Annotated in this window: 15 protein-coding genes; 12 read left to right on the top strand and 3 right to left on the bottom strand. The window is 71.9% G+C overall.

What is annotated here, in order from left to right; translation table 11 throughout:
- Window positions 1-139 precede the first annotated feature (139 nt).
- The 4 genes from ACZZY9_RS09855 (at window position 140) to ACZZY9_RS09840 (ending at window position 7766) form a co-directional block, all read left to right on the top strand.
- Window positions 140-5122: an Lhr family ATP-dependent helicase gene (locus ACZZY9_RS09855; protein ID WP_463463959.1), complete on the top strand. Its 4983-nt coding sequence runs from the start codon at window positions 140-142 to the stop codon at window positions 5120-5122.
- 3 nt (window positions 5123-5125) lie between these two features.
- A complete protein-coding gene (locus ACZZY9_RS09850; protein ID WP_463463958.1) occupies window positions 5126-5902 on the top strand; it encodes a DNA-formamidopyrimidine glycosylase family protein in 777 nt (258 codons plus the stop codon).
- A 127-nt stretch (window positions 5903-6029) separates the two neighbouring features.
- Window positions 6030-6719 (top strand): peroxiredoxin-like family protein, encoded by a 690-nt coding sequence (locus ACZZY9_RS09845; protein ID WP_463463957.1) that lies wholly within the window; start codon window positions 6030-6032, stop codon window positions 6717-6719.
- A gap of 375 nt (window positions 6720-7094) precedes the next feature.
- On the top strand, window positions 7095-7766 hold the full coding sequence (locus ACZZY9_RS09840; RefSeq protein WP_463463956.1) for a peroxiredoxin-like family protein: 672 nt from the start codon (window positions 7095-7097) through the stop codon (window positions 7764-7766).
- Window positions 7767-7889: 123 nt separating this feature from the next.
- Here ACZZY9_RS09840 and ACZZY9_RS09835 read toward each other — a convergent pair whose 3' ends face one another.
- Complete coding sequence (locus tag ACZZY9_RS09835) at window positions 7890-9452, bottom strand: APC family permease (RefSeq protein ID WP_463463955.1); 1563 nt, start codon at window positions 9450-9452, stop codon at window positions 7890-7892.
- 90 nt (window positions 9453-9542) lie between these two features.
- On the opposite strand from ACZZY9_RS09835, the gene ACZZY9_RS09830 reads away from it, so the two are divergent.
- Window positions 9543-11207 (top strand): outer membrane protein assembly factor BamB family protein, encoded by a 1665-nt coding sequence (locus ACZZY9_RS09830; protein ID WP_463463954.1) that lies wholly within the window; start codon window positions 9543-9545, stop codon window positions 11205-11207.
- A 99-nt stretch (window positions 11208-11306) separates the two neighbouring features.
- Here the strand turns inward: ACZZY9_RS09830 and ACZZY9_RS09825 are convergent, their stop codons facing one another.
- The gene (locus tag ACZZY9_RS09825) at window positions 11307-11600 is read right to left on the bottom strand and encodes a hypothetical protein (RefSeq protein WP_463463953.1); all 294 of its coding nucleotides are present in this window, start codon (window positions 11598-11600) and stop codon (window positions 11307-11309) included.
- Between the two features lie 87 nt (window positions 11601-11687).
- Here ACZZY9_RS09825 and ACZZY9_RS09820 point away from each other — a divergent pair, with 87 nt between their 5' ends.
- A complete protein-coding gene (locus ACZZY9_RS09820; protein ID WP_463463952.1) occupies window positions 11688-13280 on the top strand; it encodes an outer membrane protein assembly factor BamB family protein in 1593 nt (530 codons plus the stop codon).
- A 16-nt stretch (window positions 13281-13296) separates the two neighbouring features.
- On the opposite strand, the gene ACZZY9_RS09815 is transcribed toward ACZZY9_RS09820, so the two are convergent.
- Window positions 13297-14193 (bottom strand): hypothetical protein, encoded by an 897-nt coding sequence (locus tag ACZZY9_RS09815; protein WP_463463951.1) that lies wholly within the window; start codon window positions 14191-14193, stop codon window positions 13297-13299.
- 93 nt (window positions 14194-14286) lie between these two features.
- Between ACZZY9_RS09815 and ACZZY9_RS09810 the strand changes: the two genes are divergently transcribed.
- The 6 genes from ACZZY9_RS09810 (at window position 14287) to ACZZY9_RS09785 (ending at window position 20176) form a co-directional block, all read left to right on the top strand.
- Window positions 14287-14733 (top strand): hypothetical protein, encoded by a 447-nt coding sequence (locus tag ACZZY9_RS09810; RefSeq protein ID WP_463463950.1) that lies wholly within the window; start codon window positions 14287-14289, stop codon window positions 14731-14733.
- A 56-nt stretch (window positions 14734-14789) separates the two neighbouring features.
- Window positions 14790-15464: an SDR family oxidoreductase gene (locus ACZZY9_RS09805; protein WP_463463949.1), complete on the top strand. Its 675-nt coding sequence runs from the start codon at window positions 14790-14792 to the stop codon at window positions 15462-15464.
- A gap of 265 nt (window positions 15465-15729) precedes the next feature.
- Complete coding sequence (locus ACZZY9_RS09800; RefSeq protein ID WP_463463948.1) at window positions 15730-17175, top strand: glucose-6-phosphate dehydrogenase; 1446 nt, start codon at window positions 15730-15732, stop codon at window positions 17173-17175.
- A 290-nt stretch (window positions 17176-17465) separates the two neighbouring features.
- Window positions 17466-18698: an ATP-binding protein gene (locus tag ACZZY9_RS09795; RefSeq protein WP_463463947.1), complete on the top strand. Its 1233-nt coding sequence runs from the start codon at window positions 17466-17468 to the stop codon at window positions 18696-18698.
- A gap of 73 nt (window positions 18699-18771) precedes the next feature.
- Window positions 18772-19776 carry an aldo/keto reductase family protein gene (locus ACZZY9_RS09790; protein ID WP_463463946.1) on the top strand — a complete coding sequence of 335 codons (1005 nt, stop codon included), beginning with the start codon at window positions 18772-18774 and terminating at the stop codon, window positions 19774-19776.
- 148 nt (window positions 19777-19924) lie between these two features.
- Window positions 19925-20176, top strand: coding sequence for a hypothetical protein (locus tag ACZZY9_RS09785; protein WP_463463945.1), 252 nt, complete (start codon window positions 19925-19927; stop codon window positions 20174-20176).
- Window positions 20177-20341: the final 165 nt, after the last annotated feature.

The raw sequence follows: 20341 nt of genomic DNA, 5'->3' as shown, positions 1-20341 counted from the left end.
GGGTCGATGCGGAGCGCGGGGGGCATGCGACCACCGTAGCCGGGCCGCCGGCCGCGCCCGGTGACGGTCGGTCGGGGAGTCACGACCCCGAGGAGGCGCGCGAGACGGAATGTCAGTGGTCCGGAGCAAGATGGCACCGATGAACGACGTGCTCGACCGCTTCTCCCCCGCCACCCGCGAGTGGTTCCGCGGGGCATTCGCCGCGCCGACCCGCGCGCAGGAGGGCGCCTGGGCGGCCATCAGCCAGGGCGACCACGCGCTGGTCATCGCACCCACGGGGTCGGGCAAGACACTGGCGTCGTTCCTCTGGTCGATCGACTCGCTGGCGTCGACGCCCCCGCCCGAAGAGAAGCTGCACCGCACCCGCGTCCTCTACATCTCCCCTCTCAAGGCCCTCGGCGTCGACGTCGAGCGCAACCTCCGGTCGCCTCTGGTCGGCATCACGCAGACGGCCCGGCGACTCGGCACCGAGGCGCCCGACATCACGGTCGGCGTGCGCTCGGGCGACACCAGCTCGAGCGATCGCGGGCGGCTGGCCCGCACCCCGACCGACATCCTCATCACGACACCCGAGTCGCTCTACCTGATGCTCACCTCGCAGGCGCGCGAGACGCTCAAGGGCGTGCAGACCGTCATCATCGACGAGGTCCACGCGGTCGCGTCGACCAAGCGGGGCGCCCACCTCGCCCTCTCGCTCGAGCGGCTCGACGCCCTGCTCGACGAGCCGGCCCAGCGCATCGGCCTCAGCGCGACGGTGCGTCCGCCCGAAGAGGTCGCGAGGTTCCTGGCCGGCCCGGCACCGGTCACCATCGTCAACCCCCGCGCCGACAAGAAGTTCGACCTGCGGGTCGTCGTGCCGGTCGACGACATGACCGAGCTCGGCACGGCCGCACCGCTCGAGGGCTCGGCGGCGGGCGCCGCGCCTCAGGGGTCGATCTGGCCGCACGTCGAAGAGGGCATCGTCGATCTGATCGCCGAGCACCGGTCGACCATCGTCTTCTCGAACTCGCGCCGACTGGCCGAGCGCTTGACCGCGCGACTCAACGACATCTGGATCGAACGCCAGGGCGGCGACCTCGAGACCGCGGTGCGGGCCACCGAAGAGGCACGGGGCCAGCTGGTCGCGGCCGGCGGCGGCGGCGTGGCGCTCGACGCCGATGGCGGTCCTGCGGCAGGCGACGCGTCCGAAGCGGGTGCCGACGTGGTCGTCGACCCGTTCGCGCCCTCCCCTCCGACTCGCAACCCCGCCGTCGGCGGCGGCGCGCCCGCGCAGCTGATGGGCGGCTCGGGGCAGACCTCGGGCTCCGATCCGCTGCTCGCGCGCGCCCACCACGGGTCGGTGTCGAAAGACCAGCGGGCGCTCATCGAAGACGACCTGAAGAGCGGTCGGCTGCGGTGCGTGGTCGCGACCAGCTCGCTCGAGCTCGGCATCGACATGGGCGCCGTCGACCTCGTCATCCAGGTCGAGTCGCCACCGTCGGTCGCGAGCGGTCTGCAGCGGGTCGGGCGCGCCGGGCACCAGGTCGGCGAGACGTCGCGGGGCGTGCTGTTCCCCAAGCACCGCGCCGACCTCATCCACTCCGCCGTCGCCGCAGAGCGCATGGTGGCCGGCCTGATCGAAGAGCTGCGGGTGCCGACCAACCCCCTCGACGTCCTCGCGCAGCAGACGGTCGCCGCCGTCGCGCTCGACGAGCTCGACGCCGACGAGTGGTTCGAGACGGTCCGGCGCAGCGCCCCCTTCGCGACCCTGCCCCGCTCTGCCTACGATGCGACGCTCGATCTGCTCAGCGGCAAGTACCCCTCCGACGAGTTCGCCGAGCTGCGCCCCCGCATCGTGTGGGATCGCGTGCACGGCACCCTCACCGGCCGACCGGGCGCCCAGCGTCTCGCCGTGACGAGCGGCGGCACCATCCCCGACCGGGGTCTCTTCGGCGTCTTCATGGTGGGCGAGAAGGCCGCGCGCGTCGGCGAGCTGGACGAGGAGATGGTCTACGAGTCGCGGGTCGGCGACGTCTTCGCCCTCGGCGCCACGAGCTGGCGCATCGAAGACATCACCCACGACCGCGTGCTCGTGTCGCCCGCCTACGGCCAGCCGGGTCGCGTCCCGTTCTGGAAGGGCGACGGCATCGGCCGCCCGGCCGAGCTCGGCAAGGCGATCGGCGGCTACATCCGCGAGCTCTCCAACTCGAGCGAGGCCGACGCGACGACGCGGGTCGCCGCCGGCGGACTCGACGAGCGCGCCGCCCGCAACCTCATCGCGTTCCTCACCGAGCAGAAGGCCGCCACCTCGTACGTGCCGACCGACACGACGCTCGTCGTCGAGCGGTTCCGCGACGAGCTCGGCGACTGGCGCCTCATCCTCCACTCGCCCTACGGCATGCAGGTGCACGCCCCGTGGGCTCTCGCCGTGTCGGCGCGCATCCGCGACCAGCTCGGGGTCGACGGCGGGGCGATGGCCGCCGACGACGGCATCGTCGTGCGGATCCCCGACACCGACGCCGAGCCTCCCGGGGCCGAGCTCTTCTCGTTCGAGCTCGACGATCTCGACGACATCGTCACCGAGGAGGTCGGCGGGTCGGCGCTGTTCTCGTCGCGATTCCGCGAGTGCGCCGCCCGCGCCCTGCTGCTGCCGCGCTACAACCCCGGCAAGCGCTCACCGCTCTGGCAGCAGCGTCAGCGCTCGTCGCAGCTGCTCGACGTCGCCCGCAAGTACCCGTCGTTCCCGATCGTGCTCGAGGCGGTGCGCGAGGTCCTGCAAGACGTCTACGACCTCCCCGCGCTGATGAGCCTCACCCGCGATCTCGCCAGCCGCACCGTCCGCATCGTCGAGACCGAGACCGAGGTGCCCTCGCCCTTCGCCCGGTCGCTGCTCTTCGGCTACGTCGCCGCGTTCATGTACGAGGGCGACTCGCCCCTCGCCGAGCGCCGCGCCGCGGCCCTGTCGCTCGACTCGACGCTGCTGCAAGAGCTGCTCGGGCGCGCCGAGCTGCGCGAGCTGCTCGACGCCGACGTCATCGACCAGCACGAGCTCGAGCTGCAGCGACTCGCCCCCGACCGGCGCGCCCGCGACATCGAGGGCGTCGTCGATCTGCTGCGTCTGCTCGGCCCGCTCACCACCGACGAGATCATCGACCGCAGCTGGCTCGCGGCCACGCTCGTCGCCGGCGACGTCGCGGCCCGCGACGACGCGCACCGCTCCCTCGAGACGGCCCTGACCGATCTCGCCTGGTCGAACCGCGTGCTGCGCTTCACCCACTCCGGCGTCGTGCGCTGGGCGGGCATCGAAGACGCCTCGCGCCTCCGGGACGCCCTCGGGGTCGCCCTGCCGATCGGGGTGCCGACCGCGTTCGTCGAGACCGTCGACGACCCCCTCGGCGATCTCGTCGGCCGGTACGCGCGCACCCACGGGCCCTTCACCTCGGCCATGGTCGCCGAGCGGCTCGGGCTCGGCGGCGCCGTCGTGCTCGACGCCCTCCGCAAGCTCGCGACCCAGCGCCGCGTCGTCGAGGGCGAGTTCAGACCCCGCCAGCAGGGCAGCGAGTGGTGCGATGCCGAGGTGCTGCGGCGCCTCCGCGGCAAGTCGCTCGCCGCGCTGCGGCACGAGGTCGAACCGGTGGCGCCCGAGACGCTCGGCAGGTTCCTGCCCGCGTGGCAGCACGTCGCCACCGGGCTGAAGGGCTCGGGGCTGCGCGGTCTCGACGGGGTGCTGCAGGTCGTCGACCAGCTGAGCGGGGTCTCGCTGCCCGCCTCCGCGTGGGAGTCCCTCATCCTCCCCGCCCGCATCACCGACTACAGCCCCGCGATGCTCGACGAGCTCACCGCCACCGGCGACATCATCTGGTCGGGCACCGGCACCCTGCCCGGCAACGACGGCTGGGTCAGCCTGCACCTCGCCGACGGTGCGCAGGTCACCCTGCCCGAGCCGTCGGGCGCCGAGACCGACGACCTCCAGCGCGAGGTGCTGGCGGCCCTCGCGGGCGGCGGCGCCTACTTCTTCCGTCAGCTCTCCGACGCCGTCGGCAGCACCGACGACGACGCCCTCGTCACCGCGATCTGGCAGCTGGTCTGGGCCGGGCAGATCACCAACGACACCTTCGCGCCGCTCCGCACCCAGGTCGGCGGCGGCAAGGCCCCCCGGCCCCGTGCACCCACCCGCTCGCGGTCGTCGTACCGCAGCCGCGGTCGCATCGCGATGCCCCGCCAGGCCGGTCCGCCGACGGTGGGCGGTCGCTGGTCGCTGCTGCCGCTGGCCGAGCCCGACGGTACGATCCGGGCCGCGGCGACGGCCGAGATCCTGCTCGAGCGCCACGGCGTCGTCACGCGCGGCGCCGTCGTGAACGAGGGCGTGCGGGGCGGCTTCTCGACGGCGTACAAGGTGCTCAGCGGCTTCGAAGAGACCGGTCGCGCCCGCCGCGGCTACTTCATCGAGGGGCTCGGGGCGGCGCAGTTCGCCACCGGTCCGACCGTCGACCGCCTCCGCTCGTTCATCCGCGACGAGGGCGACCGTCGAGACGACGACACCCTCGTCGCCGCCGGTCGCCAGCTCGACGTGCCCGTGGTCACGCTCGCGGCGACCGACCCTGCGAACCCGTACGGCGCCGCACTCCCCTGGCCGGGGCAGACCCTCGACGGCGCCCCCGCCGACGAGGCGGCCCGCGCGGCGGCGAGCGCGGCCGAGGCGGCCTCCGCTGCAGCGGCGACCACGGCGACGGGGGCCGGGGCGCGGGGTGAGGCGAGGTCCCCGGTCGACGCGGCCCGTGCCTCCTCGTCCGCCGATCGTGCGGCCGCCGATCGCACGGCCGTCGACGCAGGAGGCGCGGCGACGAAGAAGAGATCGGGTCACCGCCCCGGGCGCAAGGCCGGCTCGCTGGTCGTGCTGGTCGACGGACGGCTGACCGTCTACGTCGAGCGGGGCGGCAAGACCGTGCTGACCTTCGGCGAGCCCGACGAGCGCGAGCTGGCCCTGGCGGCCGCGTCGCTGGCCTCCACGGTGCGGACGCGTCTGAAGAAGCTCGCCATCGAGCGGGTCGACGGCGAGTTCGTGCTCGGCACCGCCCTCGGCGACGCCCTGCGCGACGCCGGCTTCGCCCCCACCCCCAGCGGCATCCGATTGAGGTCGTGACCGATGCCTGAAGGAGACACCGTCTACCGCGCCGCGACCAACCTCGACGCGGTGCTGCACGGGCAGACGCTGACGGCGACCGACTTCCGGGTGCCGGCGTTCGCGACCGTCGATCTGACCGGCGAGGTCGTCGACGACGTCATCCCGCGGGGCAAGCACCTGCTGCACCACATCGGCGACCTGACGCTGCACACGCACCTCAAGATGGAGGGGTCGTGGCACGTATACCGCCACGGCACGAAGTGGCGGCGCCCCGCCTATCAGGCACGGGTCGTGCTCGAGACGGCCGAGTGGGTCGCCGTCGGGTTCGATCTCGGCCTGGTCGAGCTGGTCGCCCGCGACCCCGAAGACAGCGTCGTCGCGTACCTGGGCCCCGATCTGCTCGGCCCCGACTGGAACGCCGCGACGGCGCTCGCGAACCTCGAGGCCGACCCTCGGCGCGAGGTCGGTCTCGCCCTGCTCGATCAGCGGGTGCTCGCCGGCGTCGGCAACGTCTATCGCAACGAGCTGTGCTTCCTGCGGGGTGTGCTGCCCACGCGTCCCGTCGGCGAGGTCGAGAACCGGCCCAAGCTGATCGACCTCGCGCACCGCCTGATCCTCGCCAACAGAGACCGCGTCGACCGCACGACGACCGGCAACCTCCGGGGCGTGACCGACTGGGTCTACGGGCGGGCCGGCAAGCCGTGTCTGCGCTGCGGCACGAAGATCCTCCGGGGCACCCTCGGTGAGAGCGAGCTCGAGCTGCGCGACACGTACTGGTGCCCGCACTGCCAGAGCTGATGCGCGACCGCCGTCGCGTGTGACGCCGCGTGACGCACCCGGGCCGCCCGCCCAGCTCGCCTGCCTACGATCGGCCGCAGCCGAACTGCACGTACCCGACGTGCCGCTCACCGCCGAGAGGACGACCATGTCGAACGCCGAATCCCCCACCACCCCCCGCATCGCCGACCAGGTGACCGAGTTCGACGAGGGGTTCACGGCGCAGATCGGGCCCGAGTTCTCGAAGGTGTTCGCCGACGAGCAGAGCGCCCTCCGTGCCGCGGGCACCCCCGACGACGCGGTGGCGGCGGGTGACACGATCGTCGAGGCGACGCTCGTCACGCCCGCCGGCGACGAGGTCTCGCTCGCCCAGACCGTCGGAGAGGGCCCCGCCGTGCTGGTCTTCTACCGCGGAGCCTGGTGCCCCTACTGCAACCTGACGCTCAAGACCTACCAGGCCGAGCTGCTGCCCCGGCTCCGTGAGCGCGGCGTCGCGCTGGTCGCCATCAGCCCGCAGACCCCCGAGGGGTCCGAGGCGTCGGTGACGAACGGCTCGCTCGAGTTCCCCGTGCTGTCCGACCCGGGCAACGTCTTCAGCAGTGCGCTGGGCATCCGCACCGAGCCGAGCGCCGACGCGCGTGCCGTGCACGGTCAGCTGGGGTTCGACGTCGCCGACAGCAACGCCGATGCGACGGGTGACATCCCGTTCCCGACGGTACTGGTCGTCGATCGCGACGGCACCGTGGTGTTCGCCGACGTGCACACCGACTACACGACCCGGACCGAGGTCGACGAGATCGTCGCGGCGCTCGACCTGCTCGAGACGCCCGAGGCCTGACCCGAAGGAGGCGCGGGTCGACCCGACACGCGCCTCCCGACCCGCAGGCGCGACGGCCCGGTCACGACACCCGGAACTCACGGGCGGGGGCGCGCGCGCATCAGCTATTACGCACGCATGCGTAGGAGTCGTAGGAGTCGTAGGAGTCGTAGGAGTCGTAGGAGTCGTAGGAGTCATAGGAGTCGTAGGTGACGGGGCCCCGAGGTGCCCGCCGACGACGTGTCGCTACGCATCGATGCGTAATAGCTCGAAACAGAGCGCCCGCCACCTCCGCGGCGTCGGTGAGCGGCCGCCCACCAGCCCCGGCCCCGCACCCACGCACTCGACTACGATCAGGGGACTCTTCGCGCCTCGACCCGTTAGGACCACGACGACATGACGTCCCAGGACATCGCCACGCAGGTCGCCGACTTCCAACGGACCTTCAACGCCGAGATCGGCCCCGAACTCGAGGCGATCTTCGAGGCCGAGCAGGCTCACCTCCGCTCGCTCGGGGTGCCGGCCGACGCCGTGCGCGTGGGCGACCAGATCGTCGACGCCGCGCTCCTCACCCCCACCGGTCGTGACATCGCGCTCATCGACGCGATCGGCGCATCTCCCGCGGTCGTGGTCTTCTACCGCGGAGCCTGGTGCCCCTACTGCAACATCACGCTCAAGACCTATCAGGACGACCTGCTCCCGTCGCTCCGCGAGCGCGGTGTCGAGCTCGTGGCCATCAGCCCGCAGACGCCGGCCGGGTCCGAGAAGTCCGTCGCCGCCGGGGACCTCGAGTTCACCGTGCTGTCCGACCCGGGCAACGTGCTCAGCCGCGCGCTCGGCATCGCGACCGAGCCGAGCGTCGGAGCCCGCGGCGCCCAGCGCGAGCTCGGCTTCGACATGGCCGACGACAACGTCGACGGGTCGGCCGAGATCCCGTTCCCGACCGTCCTCGTCATCGACGGCGACGGCCGCGTCGTCTTCGTCGACATCCACACCGACTACACCAGTCGCACCGAGGTCTCCCTCGTGCTCGAGACCCTCGACCTGCTCGAGCTCGGCGTCGTCTGACCCTGCCGGCCGGCACAGCTCACCCGAGTCCGCACTGCGTGAGCACAGACGCAGGAGGCGCGGGTCAGGCGAACCCGACCCGCGCCTCCTGAGCATCGACGACCTCGCAGTGGAGGCCCGCCGCTACGAGCGCTCGACCCCCGACGCGGCCGACGTCTCGACCCCGGCATCGGCCGATGCGTCCTCGCCCCGACCGACCCGCGAGTGCCGCCGTCCGTACGCGAAGTACACGATCACGCCGAGCACGAGCCAGGCCGCGAACCGCGCCCAGGTCAGCGTCGTCAGGTTCAGCATCAGCCATACGCAGAGCGCAGCCGACAGGATCGGCAGCACCGGCGACAGCGGCACGCGGAACGCCCGCGGCAGATCGGGGCGCTTGCGACGCAGCACGATCACGCCGATGCTGACCAGCACGAACGCCGAGAGCGTGCCGATGTTGATCATCTCCTCGAGCACTCCCACGTCGGTGAACGCGGCGACGAATGCGACGACCGTTCCGGCGATGACCTGGATGCGCACCGGGGTCTTGCGGGTCGGGCTCGTCTTCGCGAGCCAGCGCGGCAGCAGGCCGTCGCGGCTCATCGAGAACACGATGCGCGACAGGCCGAGCAGCAGCACCATGATGACCGTCGTCAGACCGGCGAGCGCACCGACCGAGATGACACCGGCGGCCCAGTCGGCGCCCACGAGGCGGAACGCGGTCGCGAGCGAAGGGTCCTCCTCGCCGGCGAGGTCGCGGTACGACACCATGCCGGTCAGCACGATCGAGACGAGCACGTAGAGCACGGTCACGACGGCGAGACCGAGGAAGATGCCGCGGGGCAGCGTCTTCTGCGGGTTCTTGACCTCTTCGGCGCTGGTCGCGACGACGTCGAATCCGATGAACGCGAAGAAGACGAGCGATGCCGCGGCGAGCAGGCCGAAGACGCCGTACTGCGCGGGGGCCGCGCCGGTCATGAACGAGAACATCGACTGCGACCAGGTGTCGCTCGCGCCGGCGCCGTTCGCGCTCGGCTCGGCGGCGGGCACGAAGGGCGTGTAGTTCGCGGCACGCACGAAGAAGAAGCCGACGACGATCACGAAGAGCACGATCGCGACCTTGATGATCGTGAAGACGGCGCCGACGCGGGCGGTCAGCTGCGTGCCCGCGACGAGCAGCGCGGTGAAGACGGCGACGATCAGGAACGCCGGCCAGCTGACCTCGATGCCGCCCAGCATGAAGGTCGCGGGGATGCCGATGCCGAAGGTCTCGAACGCCGACGCGAGGTACACGCCCCAGTACTTGGCGAGCACGGCCGAAGCGGTGAACATCTCGAGGATGAGGTCCCACCCGATGATCCAGGCGAGGAACTCGCCCATCGTCGCGTAGGTGAACGTGTAGGCGCTGCCGGCGACCGGGATGGTCGACGCGAACTCGGCGTAGCACATGATCGCGAGCCCGCAGGTGAGCGCGGCGAGGATGAACGACAGCGTGACGGCCGGCCCCGCGTAGTTCGCCGCGGCGTTCGCGCCGACCGAGAAGATGCCCGCGCCGACGGCGACCGCGACGCCCATGAGCGTCAGATCCCAGGTGCCGAGCGTGCGCTTCAGGCCGTTCTCGGCGATGTTCGAGTCGGCGATCGACGACTCGACCGACTTCGTGCGCCACAGGCTGCGGGGCCCGCGGGTGGGCGTGGGGTTCGCCATCTCGTCTCCTCGTTCGACGGTGCCGGCCCCCGCCTGGGGACGACGCGCCAGCATACAAGGAGGCGCGCCCCTTCCTCGTACGATGACGCCATGGGGAACGACACGGGCGACGGCAGGCCGAGCGCGGGGGCACCCGACCCGATGCCGCTCGAGCGCGCGCGGCGACGAGTCGGGCGGGCGGTGCGCGGCCGCTGGCACCGCGCCTCCTCGGGGCGTCGGCTGGTGGGCCTGTTCACGGGCCTGGTCGTGGCCACGGCCCTCGTCGCGGGTGTCGGCACCGGCTCGCAGCCCGTCTATCCCGACTGGCCCGACGGGGCGACGCTGCTCGGCGATCTGCGACAGGCGCCGACCCGCGAGGCGTGGAGCACCGACCTCGCCGCCCTGAACGACACCCCGCTGCCCGCAGGGTGCCGCGGATTCCGACCGGTGGGCGAGATCGACGGAGACGCGCTGGTCGCCGGTTCCGCCACGGCGTACGACGGGTGCGATTCTCCCCCGGCGATGCTCCTGCGCATCGACCCCGACTCGGGCGACGTGCGCTGGGTGCTCGATCTGACGTCGCGCCTGGGGGCCTCGGGCGCGTACCTGAACCTCGTCGCCGACGACGACGGGTCGCTCGCGACGGTCTTCGGGCAGGCAGCCCCCGGCGATCGGGCGGTGCGCGTCGATCTCGACGACGGCAGCGTGGTCGCCGACGTGATCGGCCCCGTCGACGATCCGACCGCGGCCGTGCCCGTGCTCATGGGCATCCACTCGGGCCGAGCACTCGTGGCTCTCCAGCCCCGCGACCGCGTCTCGGACGACGGCCAGGGCATCGAGTACACCGACGGCGACACGACGCTCTACCGTCTGATCGACGTTGACGACCCCGCTGCGACGATCTGGAGCGGCGAGGTCGGCACGAGCGACGTCCCGCTGCTGCTCGGGGCGTTCCTGATCGTCGAGACGACGAACGGGCCGGTGATCATCGACGCCGAGACCGGCGAGGCGAACCCCGTGCCCGGAGGCGCGGCCACGGTCGAGAGCGGCGGGGTCGCGGGCCTGGTCGCGGGCGACGCGGGCGACGCGGGCGACGGTGCGATCGGCGGGGCCGGAGACGAGCTGCTGATCGCGACCGTGACGACGCGCGCCGGTGAACGCGAGGTGATGGCGCTCGATCGATCCGGCGGGTCGAGGTGGTCGGAGCCTCTCGCGCTGAGCGGCGCGGTGACGGTGACCGACGACTGCGTCATGGTCTCCGAACCGCCGTCGACGTTCCGCTGCCTCGACGCCGTCGACGGCGGCGAGCGCTGGCAGCGGACCCTCGCGCTCGACGACGGCTACTCGGCACGGGTCGACTCGTATCAGCAGCCGCAGGGCGGGTCGGCGATCGTGGTCGACATGAGCTCCGGCGCGGCGGGCGTCGCGGACCTCGAGGACGACCACCCGTCGACCTTCGTCGGCCTGTCGACGGCGACCGGGGCCACGATGTTCTCGGCGGAGGTGCCGGCGATGTCGTTCTCCGCCGGTCTGGCGAGGACGGCGGGCTTCGCGGGTTCGATCGTCGGCCAGGACTTCTCGCAGACGATGGTGACGGCGTTCGACCTCTCCGACGGGCGGCGGCTCTGGCAGCAGCGGTCGCCCGCACGGGGCACGCTCGACTTCTGGGCGGGCGCGCTCGTGTCGGTCGACGCCGACGGGGTCGCGCACGGGTTGCGGACGCAGGCCGACGTGGTGCCGCCGACCGCCGACGCCGCGACGTCGCCGCTCGGCTAGCCCGCGCCACGACGCCAGGTTGTGGACACGGCGCCAGGTTAAACCTGGCGTCGTGTCCATCTTCTGGCGCTGTGCGGGCAGCCCTCAGCGCAGCGCCGGCTAGCCCGCGCGGACGAGCGCCGGGAACACGAACACCGCGAACACGAAGAACGCCGCCATCACGCCGAGCAGGATGAACGGACCCTTGCCGAGCACCGTCTGCCCCGCGGCCTCGCGTCGACGCAGCACCCGCCGGCGGTAGACCGCCTGCATCACGATGAGCGCGACGGCCGCGACCGCGAGGATCGAGATGATCAGGACGTCGATGACGTGTCCTTCCGAGGAGGCGCGGTGCGGGTGGTCGAAGCGCGACCAGCCTACCTGCGGTGCGCCCGCCGTCCGCCGAGCCCGCACCTCCTCGTCCGGCGCCCACCCGTACGCTGAATGCTGAGCCGCACGGCTGCGGCACGGCGACGACGACGAGGCACCGAGGAGGCGCGGGTGGACGGACAGGGCGACCGTCGCGTCGACGGGGCCCTCCGCGCCCGCTGGCACCGCGCCTCCTTCGGGCGTCGGCTCGTCGTGTCGGCCACGGCGCTCGTCGTCGCGACCGCCGCGGTGATCGGACTCGGTCTCGCCACGCAGCCCGGCTACCCCGCCGGCGGGGCGTCGGGCGGGCCGGTCGACGGGCTCGTGGTCGACGAGCTGCGGCACCGCCCGACTCCCGGCCCGTGGCAGCTGACGACCGCGGCGCTCGGTCTGCCCGAGGTCTCCGACGGCTGCCTCACCTACTCGGTGCTCGCCTCCGTCGGCGCCGACGTGCTCGTGTCGACCTCGTCGCAGCTGGCCTACACCGAGACCGGCTGCTACGACGAGCGCGGCCGCTCCGAGCGGCTCGTGCGCCTCGACCCGCTGGCCGGCACGGTGCGCTGGTCGGTCGACATCTCGGAGATCAGCGGGGGCGGCGGCACGCTCGCCGCGTTCGTCGACGAGGCCCGGGGCGACGCGATCGTCAGCACGACCGGCCTCTACGGCTACGGGCGGGGCGCCTCGGGCTACGCGCGCGTCGATCTCGCGACCGGCGCCCTCGCCGACGTCACCACCTCGGACGACGCGACGCCGATCGTCGAGGCCGCCGACGACGGGCTCGTGCTCGTCTCGGTCTCGCCGGCACCCGTCTACGGCTACTCAGACGACCCTCTCGCGGGCGCCGCGGCCGAGGCCCTCCTCGACTCGCAGAGCGGTCCCCGCACCCTGCTCTACCGCCGCGACGACCTCGGCACCCCGGTCTGGTCGGACGAGCAGACCGGCGACATCAGCTCGTCGGTGCTGCTCGACGACGGTCTGCTCGTCGTGAGCGGCGGCACCGGCACCGTGATCGACGGCGCGACCGGCGACGAGCGGTCGTGGGCCGACGACCTGTCGCCCTCGGCCCAGGCGTACGGGGTCGGCGACACGGTGTTCGTCGTCGACTTCGGGCGCGGCATGGACTCTCGGGCCGAGGTGTCCGCCTGGTCGCCCGACGGCACGGAGCGCTGGCGGCGCCCCTTCGATCAGGACCGGCTGCCCGTCGTGACCGGCGGCTGCGTCGCGTTCTCCGACCGGACGGGCGTGCACTGCGCCGACCTCGAGACGGGCGACGACCGCTGGGTCGTCGAGCGCACGGGTGAGAGCCGCGGCATCCCACTCGTCAGCGACTCCCGCCCGGGCCGCTGGGACGACGACGTGTTCGTGCAGACCTTCAGCGCCCGCTCGGGGCTGGGCGACCCGAGCACCGACCGGGCTCTGCTGCTGCTCGACGCCGAGACGGGCTCCGAGCGGATGCGGGCGTACGTGCCCCCGGACTCGTCGGTGGTCGCCGTCTCGCGCTCGGTCGCCTACGTCGCCGGCAGCGACAGCTCGGACGCGATCGCGGGTCACCGCGTGTTCTCGACCGTGATGGGCGTCGACCTCGCCGGCGGTCGCACGCTCTGGAGGCTCGACTCCGACGCGGACCTGCAGTTCTGGGGCGGGGCGCTCGTCGAGATCGGCGACGACGGCTCGATCCGCCGCCTGGTCGACGACGTGCGCGTCACCGACACCGTCGCCCGCTGAGGAGGCGCGGGTCGCGTCAGCCGCGCAGGTCGCCGACCCAGCCGGCCAGGAACTCCGCCCCGGCCTCGTCGTGGATGAGGTCGGTGGCGCTCGTCAGCACCGGGTACGGGGTCACGGGCACGCCGTCGGCCGGGCGCACGTCGACGTGGGCGACGTCGTGCCCGTTGGCGTGCAGCCAGTCGGCCATGGCGTAGTCGCTGCGGGAGTCGCCGACGGTGCGCCAGCTGATCGGCAGCGGGCCGTCGAGGGCGAGCAGCTCGAGGGCGCGCTCGGCGCCCCGGTCTTTGCCGAGCAGCACGGACTCGATGTCGGTCGAGATGATGGTCGGGTCGATGCGCCACTGCACGGCGCCGTCGGCGTCGGGGCGGACGTCGTCGAGACGGCGGACGCCGAAGCCCCGGGCGACCAGCGCCTCCATCGCCTTGCGGTCGAGATCGGCCTGGCGGGCGAGGTAGGCGGCCGACGTGACCGAGGTGAGCTGCTCGATCGAGACCATGGCGCGCTTGGTGCGGTCGAAGAAGACGAGGTCGGCGAACTCGGCGGCGACCAGGGAGTCCATCTCGGCCGAGAAGTCGGCGGGCATGGCGAGCGACTCGTCGACGACGACCTCGCTCATGCCGTCGGGGCCGTGCTCGGGGCCGATCGAGAACCACGAGGCGCCCTTCTCGCAGACGCCGTGCACGCGGGCGCCGCGGGGCAGACCGGCGGCCATCAGCGGCACGACGACCTCGTCGCGGATGAACGCGTCGGAGCGGCCCGTGTTGAACACCAGCGGGATGCCGGCCGAGGCCAGGGCGACGAGATCGCGCGTGATGGCGGGGATCGCGATGCTGCGGGTGATCGGGCTGGCGATCGGCCCGTCGACGTCGAGGAGCAGCCCGAGGGCGGGGCGTGGGGTGGCAGACGAGTTCACCCCGTCATCTTCGCAGCAGAACCTCCCCCCGTCGGCTGAAACGTCCGGAGGCTGTGGATGGGATGATGGACGACCAGAACTGAAGGAGACCCTGTGGCCTCGCTCCCCCAGACCGTGATCGACGCACTCGAGGCGTTCGCCGCACCCGACCAGCGCGGCACCGTCCACGACCTCGCCCAGGTCGCCGCCGACGAGGCCGACGAGCGTCTCGCCGCCGTGCTCGAGTCGGCCGACTGGGTCGACATGAACGCCAAGCACCCGGTCGGCCCCGACCGCAGCGACCCCGAGGGCATGCGGCGCCTGCTGCAGGCGATGGGCGCCGAGAGCCGATGCGCCGTCGTGACGTCGCGCGGCACCGAAGACGACCGCGATCTCGGAGGCGCGCTCGACCAGGTGCTGCAGCATCAAGACCACGGCGCGATCGTCGTGTGCCGACCCGGGCCGCTCGCGTTCCTGGTGACCGCGACCGACGAGCACTGGCTGCTCAGCGATCGCAAGATGCCGATGCTGACCGGGCAGATCCCCGTCACCCGCACCTGAGCCGACCCCGACCCGCATCGCCCCGACCCGCATCGCCCTCCTGGAGGCACACGCACGTGAAGACCGCTCTCGTCACCGGATCGACCCGCGGCATCGGGCTCGTCGTCGCCCGTGAGCTCGGGCGCGACCATCACGTGATCGTGCACGGCCGCTCGCAGGAGGCGGTGGCCGCGATCGTCGAGTCGCTCCCGTCCGCGACGGCCTGGGTCGCCGACCTCGCGGGCGACTCGTTCGAGGCGCCGACCCTCGAGTCGCTCGACGTGATCGTGCACGCGGCCGGTGTGATCGGCGGCGCCGAGGTCGAGCGCACCGCCCTCGACGACTGGCGCCGCGTCTTCGAGGTCAACGTCTTCGCCGTGGCCGAGCTGACCCGGCAGCTGCTGCCGGCGCTGCGCACCGCGCAGGGCACGGTCGTCACGATCAACAGCGGCTCGGGTCTGACCGCCGGCCCCGGCGGCAGCACCTACGCGGCGAGCAAATTCGCTCTGCGGGCGCTGACCGACTCGCTGCGCGAGGAGGAGCGTCCGCACGGCGTGCGGGTCAGCTCGGTCCACCCCGGCCGGGTCGACACCGACATGCAGCACGAGCTCGTCGAGAAGGAGGGCGGCGAGTACGACGCCGCGCTCTACCTCGAGCCCCAGTCGGTCGCCGACGCCGTCCGCCTGGTGGTCGATCTGCCGCACGGGGCGACCGTCGAATCGCTCTCGCTCCGCCCCACCCGCAAGCGCTGACGCGCGCTGCGCCCCGCGCCGAACACCCCCTTCCCCGCGCAACACCCCCTTCCCCGCGCAACACCCCGATAGATGCGGGTGCAGCGCCGAAAACGGGGTGCAGTGCGGCGGTCGGCCCGCGTCGGCGGCCGCGCGCTCCTCGCCGAACACCCCTTTTCCCGCGCAACACCCCGATGAATGCGGGTGCAGCGCCGAAAACGGGGTGTCCGGCGGCACGAGGAGGCGCGCGAGGGCGTCGGGCGCGCCTCCCGACTAGCGTGCAGGCATGACGAACGCGCCGACCGAGTCCGCGACCCTGTTGATCCTCGGCGCGAGCGGTGATCTCGCTGCGCGCCTCCTGATGCCCGGCCTGGGCGGGTTGCTGACGTACGAGTCCGAGCGGCGGGTGCAGCTGGTCGGCGCCGGCACGGAGGAGTTCGACGAGAGCGCGTGGCGCGCGCACGTCGCCGAGGCGTTCGAGAGCGTCGAGGCGTCGGGCCCGGCGGTCGAGGCGCTGCTCGAGTCGACGATCTACCGGACGGTCGACGTGACCGATGCCGAGCAGATGCGGGCGCTCCTCGGCGAGTGCACCGCGCCTCCTTCGATCTACTTCGCTCTGCCGCCCGCGATCACCGCGAAGTGCTGCGCGGCCCTGGCCGAGCTCGACCTGCCCGAGGGCACGGCGCTCGCGCTCGAGAAGCCGTTCGGCACCGACCTGGCGTCGGCCGAGAAGCTGAACCGCGAGGTGCTGGCGCTGGTGCCCGAAGACCAGGTGCACCGGGTCGACCACTTCCTGGGGCGGTCGACGGTGCTGAACCTGCTCGGGCTGCGCTTCGCGAACCGGCTGATCGAGCCGATGCTGAACAACACGCACGTCGAGAGCATCGAGATCGTCTACGACGAGGAGCTCGGTCTCGAGAACCGTGCCCGCTACTACGACCACGCGGGGGCGCTGGTCGACATGATCCAGAGTCACCTGCTGCAGGTGATGGCGGTGCTGACGATGAACGCTCCGGCGACGTTGACGGCGGCCGATCTGCGCGACGAGAAGGCCCTGGTGCTGCGGGCGACACGGCTGTGGGAGGGCGATCCGGTGGCGAACAGCCGGCGGGCGCGGTACGAGGCGGGCACGGTCGACGGGCGCGAGCTGCCGGCCTACGCCTCGGAGGAGGGCGTCGACCCCTCGCTCGAGACCGAGACGCTCGCGGAGGTCGTGGTCGAGGTGGCGAACTGGCGCTGGGCCGGGGTGCCGATCCTGCTCCGGTCGGGCAAGGCGCTGGCCTCGAGGAGGCGCGAGATCGTGATCACGTTCCGCCCGCCCGCGCACGTCCCCGCCGAGTTCGTCGGCGGTGGCACGCCCGACCGCCTCCGCATCGCCATCAGCCCCGACGAGATGTCGCTCGAGCTCAACGTCAACGGCCCGGGTGACGCGTACGACCTCGGTCGGGCGGCGCTGCACGCCGAGTTCGGCAGCTCGGATCTGACGGCCTACGGCGAGGTGCTGAGCGGGATCCTCGACGACGACCCGACCCTGTCGGTGCGCGGCGACACGGCGGAGCAGTGCTGGCGCATCGTCGACCCGGTGATCGCGGCGTGGAACGCGGGCGACGTCGAGCTCGACACGTACCCGGCCGGGTCGGCGGGGCCCGAGTCGTGGCCCGCGGGGGCGCGGCAGAACGAGCCCGCGGTGCGCGCGGAGAAGACGGAGCCTGCCTCGCAGCGGCCGGAGTAGTCGCGGGCCTCGGCGCGCGGTGCAGCGGCCGCAGTAGGCGCAGGGCGCAGTCCCCGACCGAGAGCGCGGGTTGGCTCGGGTTTCGAGCGGGGGCTCGCGCTTCGAGCGGGGGCGGGGTTCTGCAGATCGGCTATTACGCATGAACGCGTAATAGCTGCCAGACGGGCATACAGGCGCGTGACGGCAGCCCACGGAGACGACCGGGCGATGCGCGCAGCACCTCCGGGCCACCCTGATCTTGCTTGATAAAGTTATCAGCAGTCGACCTGCCCTCTGATAACTTTATCTTCATGCGGTCGCCCCTCACGAACCCCTTCCAGGCTGGATCCGACATCGTCCCCGACGTCTGGGCAGGTCGCTTCGAACAGCTCAGCGACTGGAGAGACGTCCTGCGACCCCGGAGGAATGCGGGTCTGTACGAGACCGGCCGGACGATCCTCGGCGAGCCGGGCACCGGCAAATCGAGCCTGGTACGCCGCATCGCCCGCGACGCCGCAGAGCTCGGCGACTGGGTGACCCCGCAGGTGCGCATGCCGGTCGGGGCGGACCCTCTGAAGCTGGTCGCCTCCGCAGTGCTGCGCCTGGCCGACACAGCGGGTCTGCGCGCCTCGTCTCGACAGCATGTGCTGCAGCTCCTGGCTCGGGTCGAGCAGGTCGCGATCTCGGGGTTCTCGGTCACGGTGCGAGGCGGCGAGGGTGCGGAGCCGTCCACCGCCTTGTTCGAGCTGCTGGTCGAGCTCGGACGAGCGGCGATCGAGCAGGGCGTCGTCGTGATGATCCACATCGACGAGGTGCAGAACATCGCCGACGAGGCGGCCCTGTCGCAGCTGCTGATAGCGCTCGGCGACGCCCTGTCGTACGAGGTCGAGGTGACGGCCCCGGGCGGGGTCGTGGTGACACGGTTCCTGCCCATCGCCGTCTACCTGACGGGATTGCCCGACTTCGAGGACATGGCCGGGGCGCGCAAGGGGGCGACCTTCGCCCGGCGGTTCCGCACCACGACCCTGGCCGCACTCGACGAAGGGGCCCTGCTTCAGGCCCTGCAGCCGTTCGTCGTCGAAGGCTGGGAGACTGCGGCCGCCGACGGCGGTGTCGAGATCGTGCGGATGAGCCGAGATGCGACGAAGGCGATCGCCGAGCTGTGCTGCGGAGAGCCGTTCCTCTTCCAGCTCGCGGGCCAGCGCGCCTGGAACGCGAGCGACGGCGCGACGATCTCGGAAGACGACGTCGTCTCCGGGTGGCGAGGCGCCGAGAGCGAAGCGTCAGCCCACGTCGAACGCATCCTGAACCGTCTGCCGTCCGGCGAACAGGAGTTCATCAACGCGATGGCGGCCTTGCCCCGCGACGACCGGAAGCTCACCGTGATCGCGCAGCGCATGGGGGCGACGAGCGCGCCCCAGGTGGGTGCCGTGTCGCGAAGGCTGGACACCGTCCGGGGCATCATCGATCGGGGCAAGCCCTACTCGTTCCGCAACCGCGCGGTCGAGGCGTACCTGACGACCGACTGGCCGCGGGTGGGGTGAGGCCGCGACGGCGCCCTCGAGGCGTAGCGTCGACGACGGCCCGCAGCGGAGCGCGCCCGACAAGGAGAACCCCATGGAATTCAGGTACCTCGGCAACTCAGGACTCAAGGTCTCCGAGCTCACGTTCGGCAACTGGCTGACGCACGGCTCGCAGGTCGAGAACGACACCGCGACCGCGTGCGTCCGCACCTCGCTCGACGTCGGCATCTCGACGTTCGACACGGCCGACGTCTACGCGAACACGCAGGCCGAGGTGGTGCTCGGCGAGGCGCTGAAGGGCGAGCGGCGCGAGTCGGTCGAGATCTTCACGAAGGTCTACGGCCCGACCGGCCCCAAGGGTCACAACGACACGGGCCTCAGCCGCAAGCACATCACCGAGTCGATCAACGCGTCGCTGAAGCGGCTGCAGACCGACTACGTCGACCTCTATCAGGCGCACCGGTACGACGTCGAGACGCCGCTGGAGGAGACGATGGAGACCTTCGCCGACCTCGTGCGTCAGGGCAAGGTGCTCTACATCGGCGTCTCGGAGTGGAATGCCGAGCAGCTGCGCGAGGCGCACCGGCTGGCACGTGAGCTGAAGATCCAGCTCGTCTCGAACCAGCCCGAGTACTCGCTGCTGTGGAGGGTCATCGAGGAGGAGGTGGTCCCGACCTCGAAGGAGCTCGGCATCTCGCAGATCGTCTGGTCGCCCATCGCGCAGGGCGTGCTGACCGGCAAGTACACGAAGGGCGCCGCTCTGCCCGAGGGCAGCCGGGCGACCGACCAGAAGGGCGGGGCGGCGATGATCGAGCGCTGGATGCGCGACGACGTCCTCGACGCGGTCGCTCAGCTGAAGCCGATCGCCGACGAGCTCGGTCTGACGCAGGCCCAGCTGTCGCTGGCATGGGTGCTGTCGAACGAGAACGTGGCGTCGGCGATCATCGGGGCGTCGCGCCCCGAGCAGGTCGAGTCGAACGCGAAGGCGTCGGGCGTGAAGCTCGAGTCCGACGTGCTCTCGAAGATCGAGTCGATCTTCGCCGGGCTCGCCGAGACCGACCCCCGCAAGACCCAGATGCCCGCCGGCCGCGAGGCGTGACCGCGCGCTGACCGACCGACGACGCGGCGTCCAGGGCCCACGGGCCCTGGACGCCGCGTCGTCGTGCGCCGTGCGACAGGGCGCGCCAATCCCGACGGGTGCCCTTGAGAAGGCGGAACCGCCGGCGCTTCACCGATACATTCTGATGATGACCGGGATCCAAGTCGCTGCGCTCTTCTTCTCCCCTGCCTTCGCGATCTTCGGTGTCTGCTTCATCGTGTTCCATCAGCACATCTCGGACATGGCTCGACTGTTCCGAAAGGAGCGGGGGGCATACGTCGGTGCGCAGACCCAATCCCCCGGGCAGATGATCGTCGTCGGCCTCTTCATGCTGATGGTCTCGGTCGCCATCGTGCTGTACGCATTCACCGGCATATTGGGCGACCACAGCCAGATCTGATGCCGCCGGAAGGGACTGGGCGCAGCGCCACCGGGCTCGCACTCCCGCCGCCCGCTAGCCTGGCGGCAGTGACATCCTCATTCTCTCTGTGACGCCGAGGCTCATAAGCAGCACCGGTTCGCTCTCCTCGACGAGGGCGGTGATTTTGTGCGCCCGGATCGGGAA

The organism is Frigoribacterium sp. AC394 (assembly GCF_979258095.1).
This window is presented reverse-complemented; position numbering and strand designations above follow the sequence as displayed.

Excerpts from the sequence above, each read along its gene's own strand:
- ACZZY9_RS09855 (WP_463463959.1), top strand. The coding sequence starts at position 140 with ATGAACGACGTGCTCGACCGCTTCTCCCCCGCCACCCGCGAGTGGTTC.
- ACZZY9_RS09850 (WP_463463958.1), top strand. The coding sequence starts at position 5,126 with ATGCCTGAAGGAGACACCGTCTACCGCGCCGCGACCAACCTCGACGCG.
- ACZZY9_RS09845 (WP_463463957.1), top strand. The coding sequence starts at position 6,030 with ATGTCGAACGCCGAATCCCCCACCACCCCCCGCATCGCCGACCAGGTG.
- ACZZY9_RS09840 (WP_463463956.1), top strand. The coding sequence starts at position 7,095 with ATGACGTCCCAGGACATCGCCACGCAGGTCGCCGACTTCCAACGGACC.
- ACZZY9_RS09835 (WP_463463955.1), bottom strand. The coding sequence starts at position 9,452 with ATGGCGAACCCCACGCCCACCCGCGGGCCCCGCAGCCTGTGGCGCACG.
- ACZZY9_RS09830 (WP_463463954.1), top strand. The coding sequence starts at position 9,543 with ATGGGGAACGACACGGGCGACGGCAGGCCGAGCGCGGGGGCACCCGAC.
- ACZZY9_RS09800 (WP_463463948.1), top strand. The coding sequence starts at position 15,730 with ATGACGAACGCGCCGACCGAGTCCGCGACCCTGTTGATCCTCGGCGCG.
- ACZZY9_RS09795 (WP_463463947.1), top strand. The coding sequence starts at position 17,466 with ATGCGGTCGCCCCTCACGAACCCCTTCCAGGCTGGATCCGACATCGTC.
- ACZZY9_RS09790 (WP_463463946.1), top strand. The coding sequence starts at position 18,772 with ATGGAATTCAGGTACCTCGGCAACTCAGGACTCAAGGTCTCCGAGCTC.
- ACZZY9_RS09785 (WP_463463945.1), top strand. The coding sequence starts at position 19,925 with ATGACCGGGATCCAAGTCGCTGCGCTCTTCTTCTCCCCTGCCTTCGCG.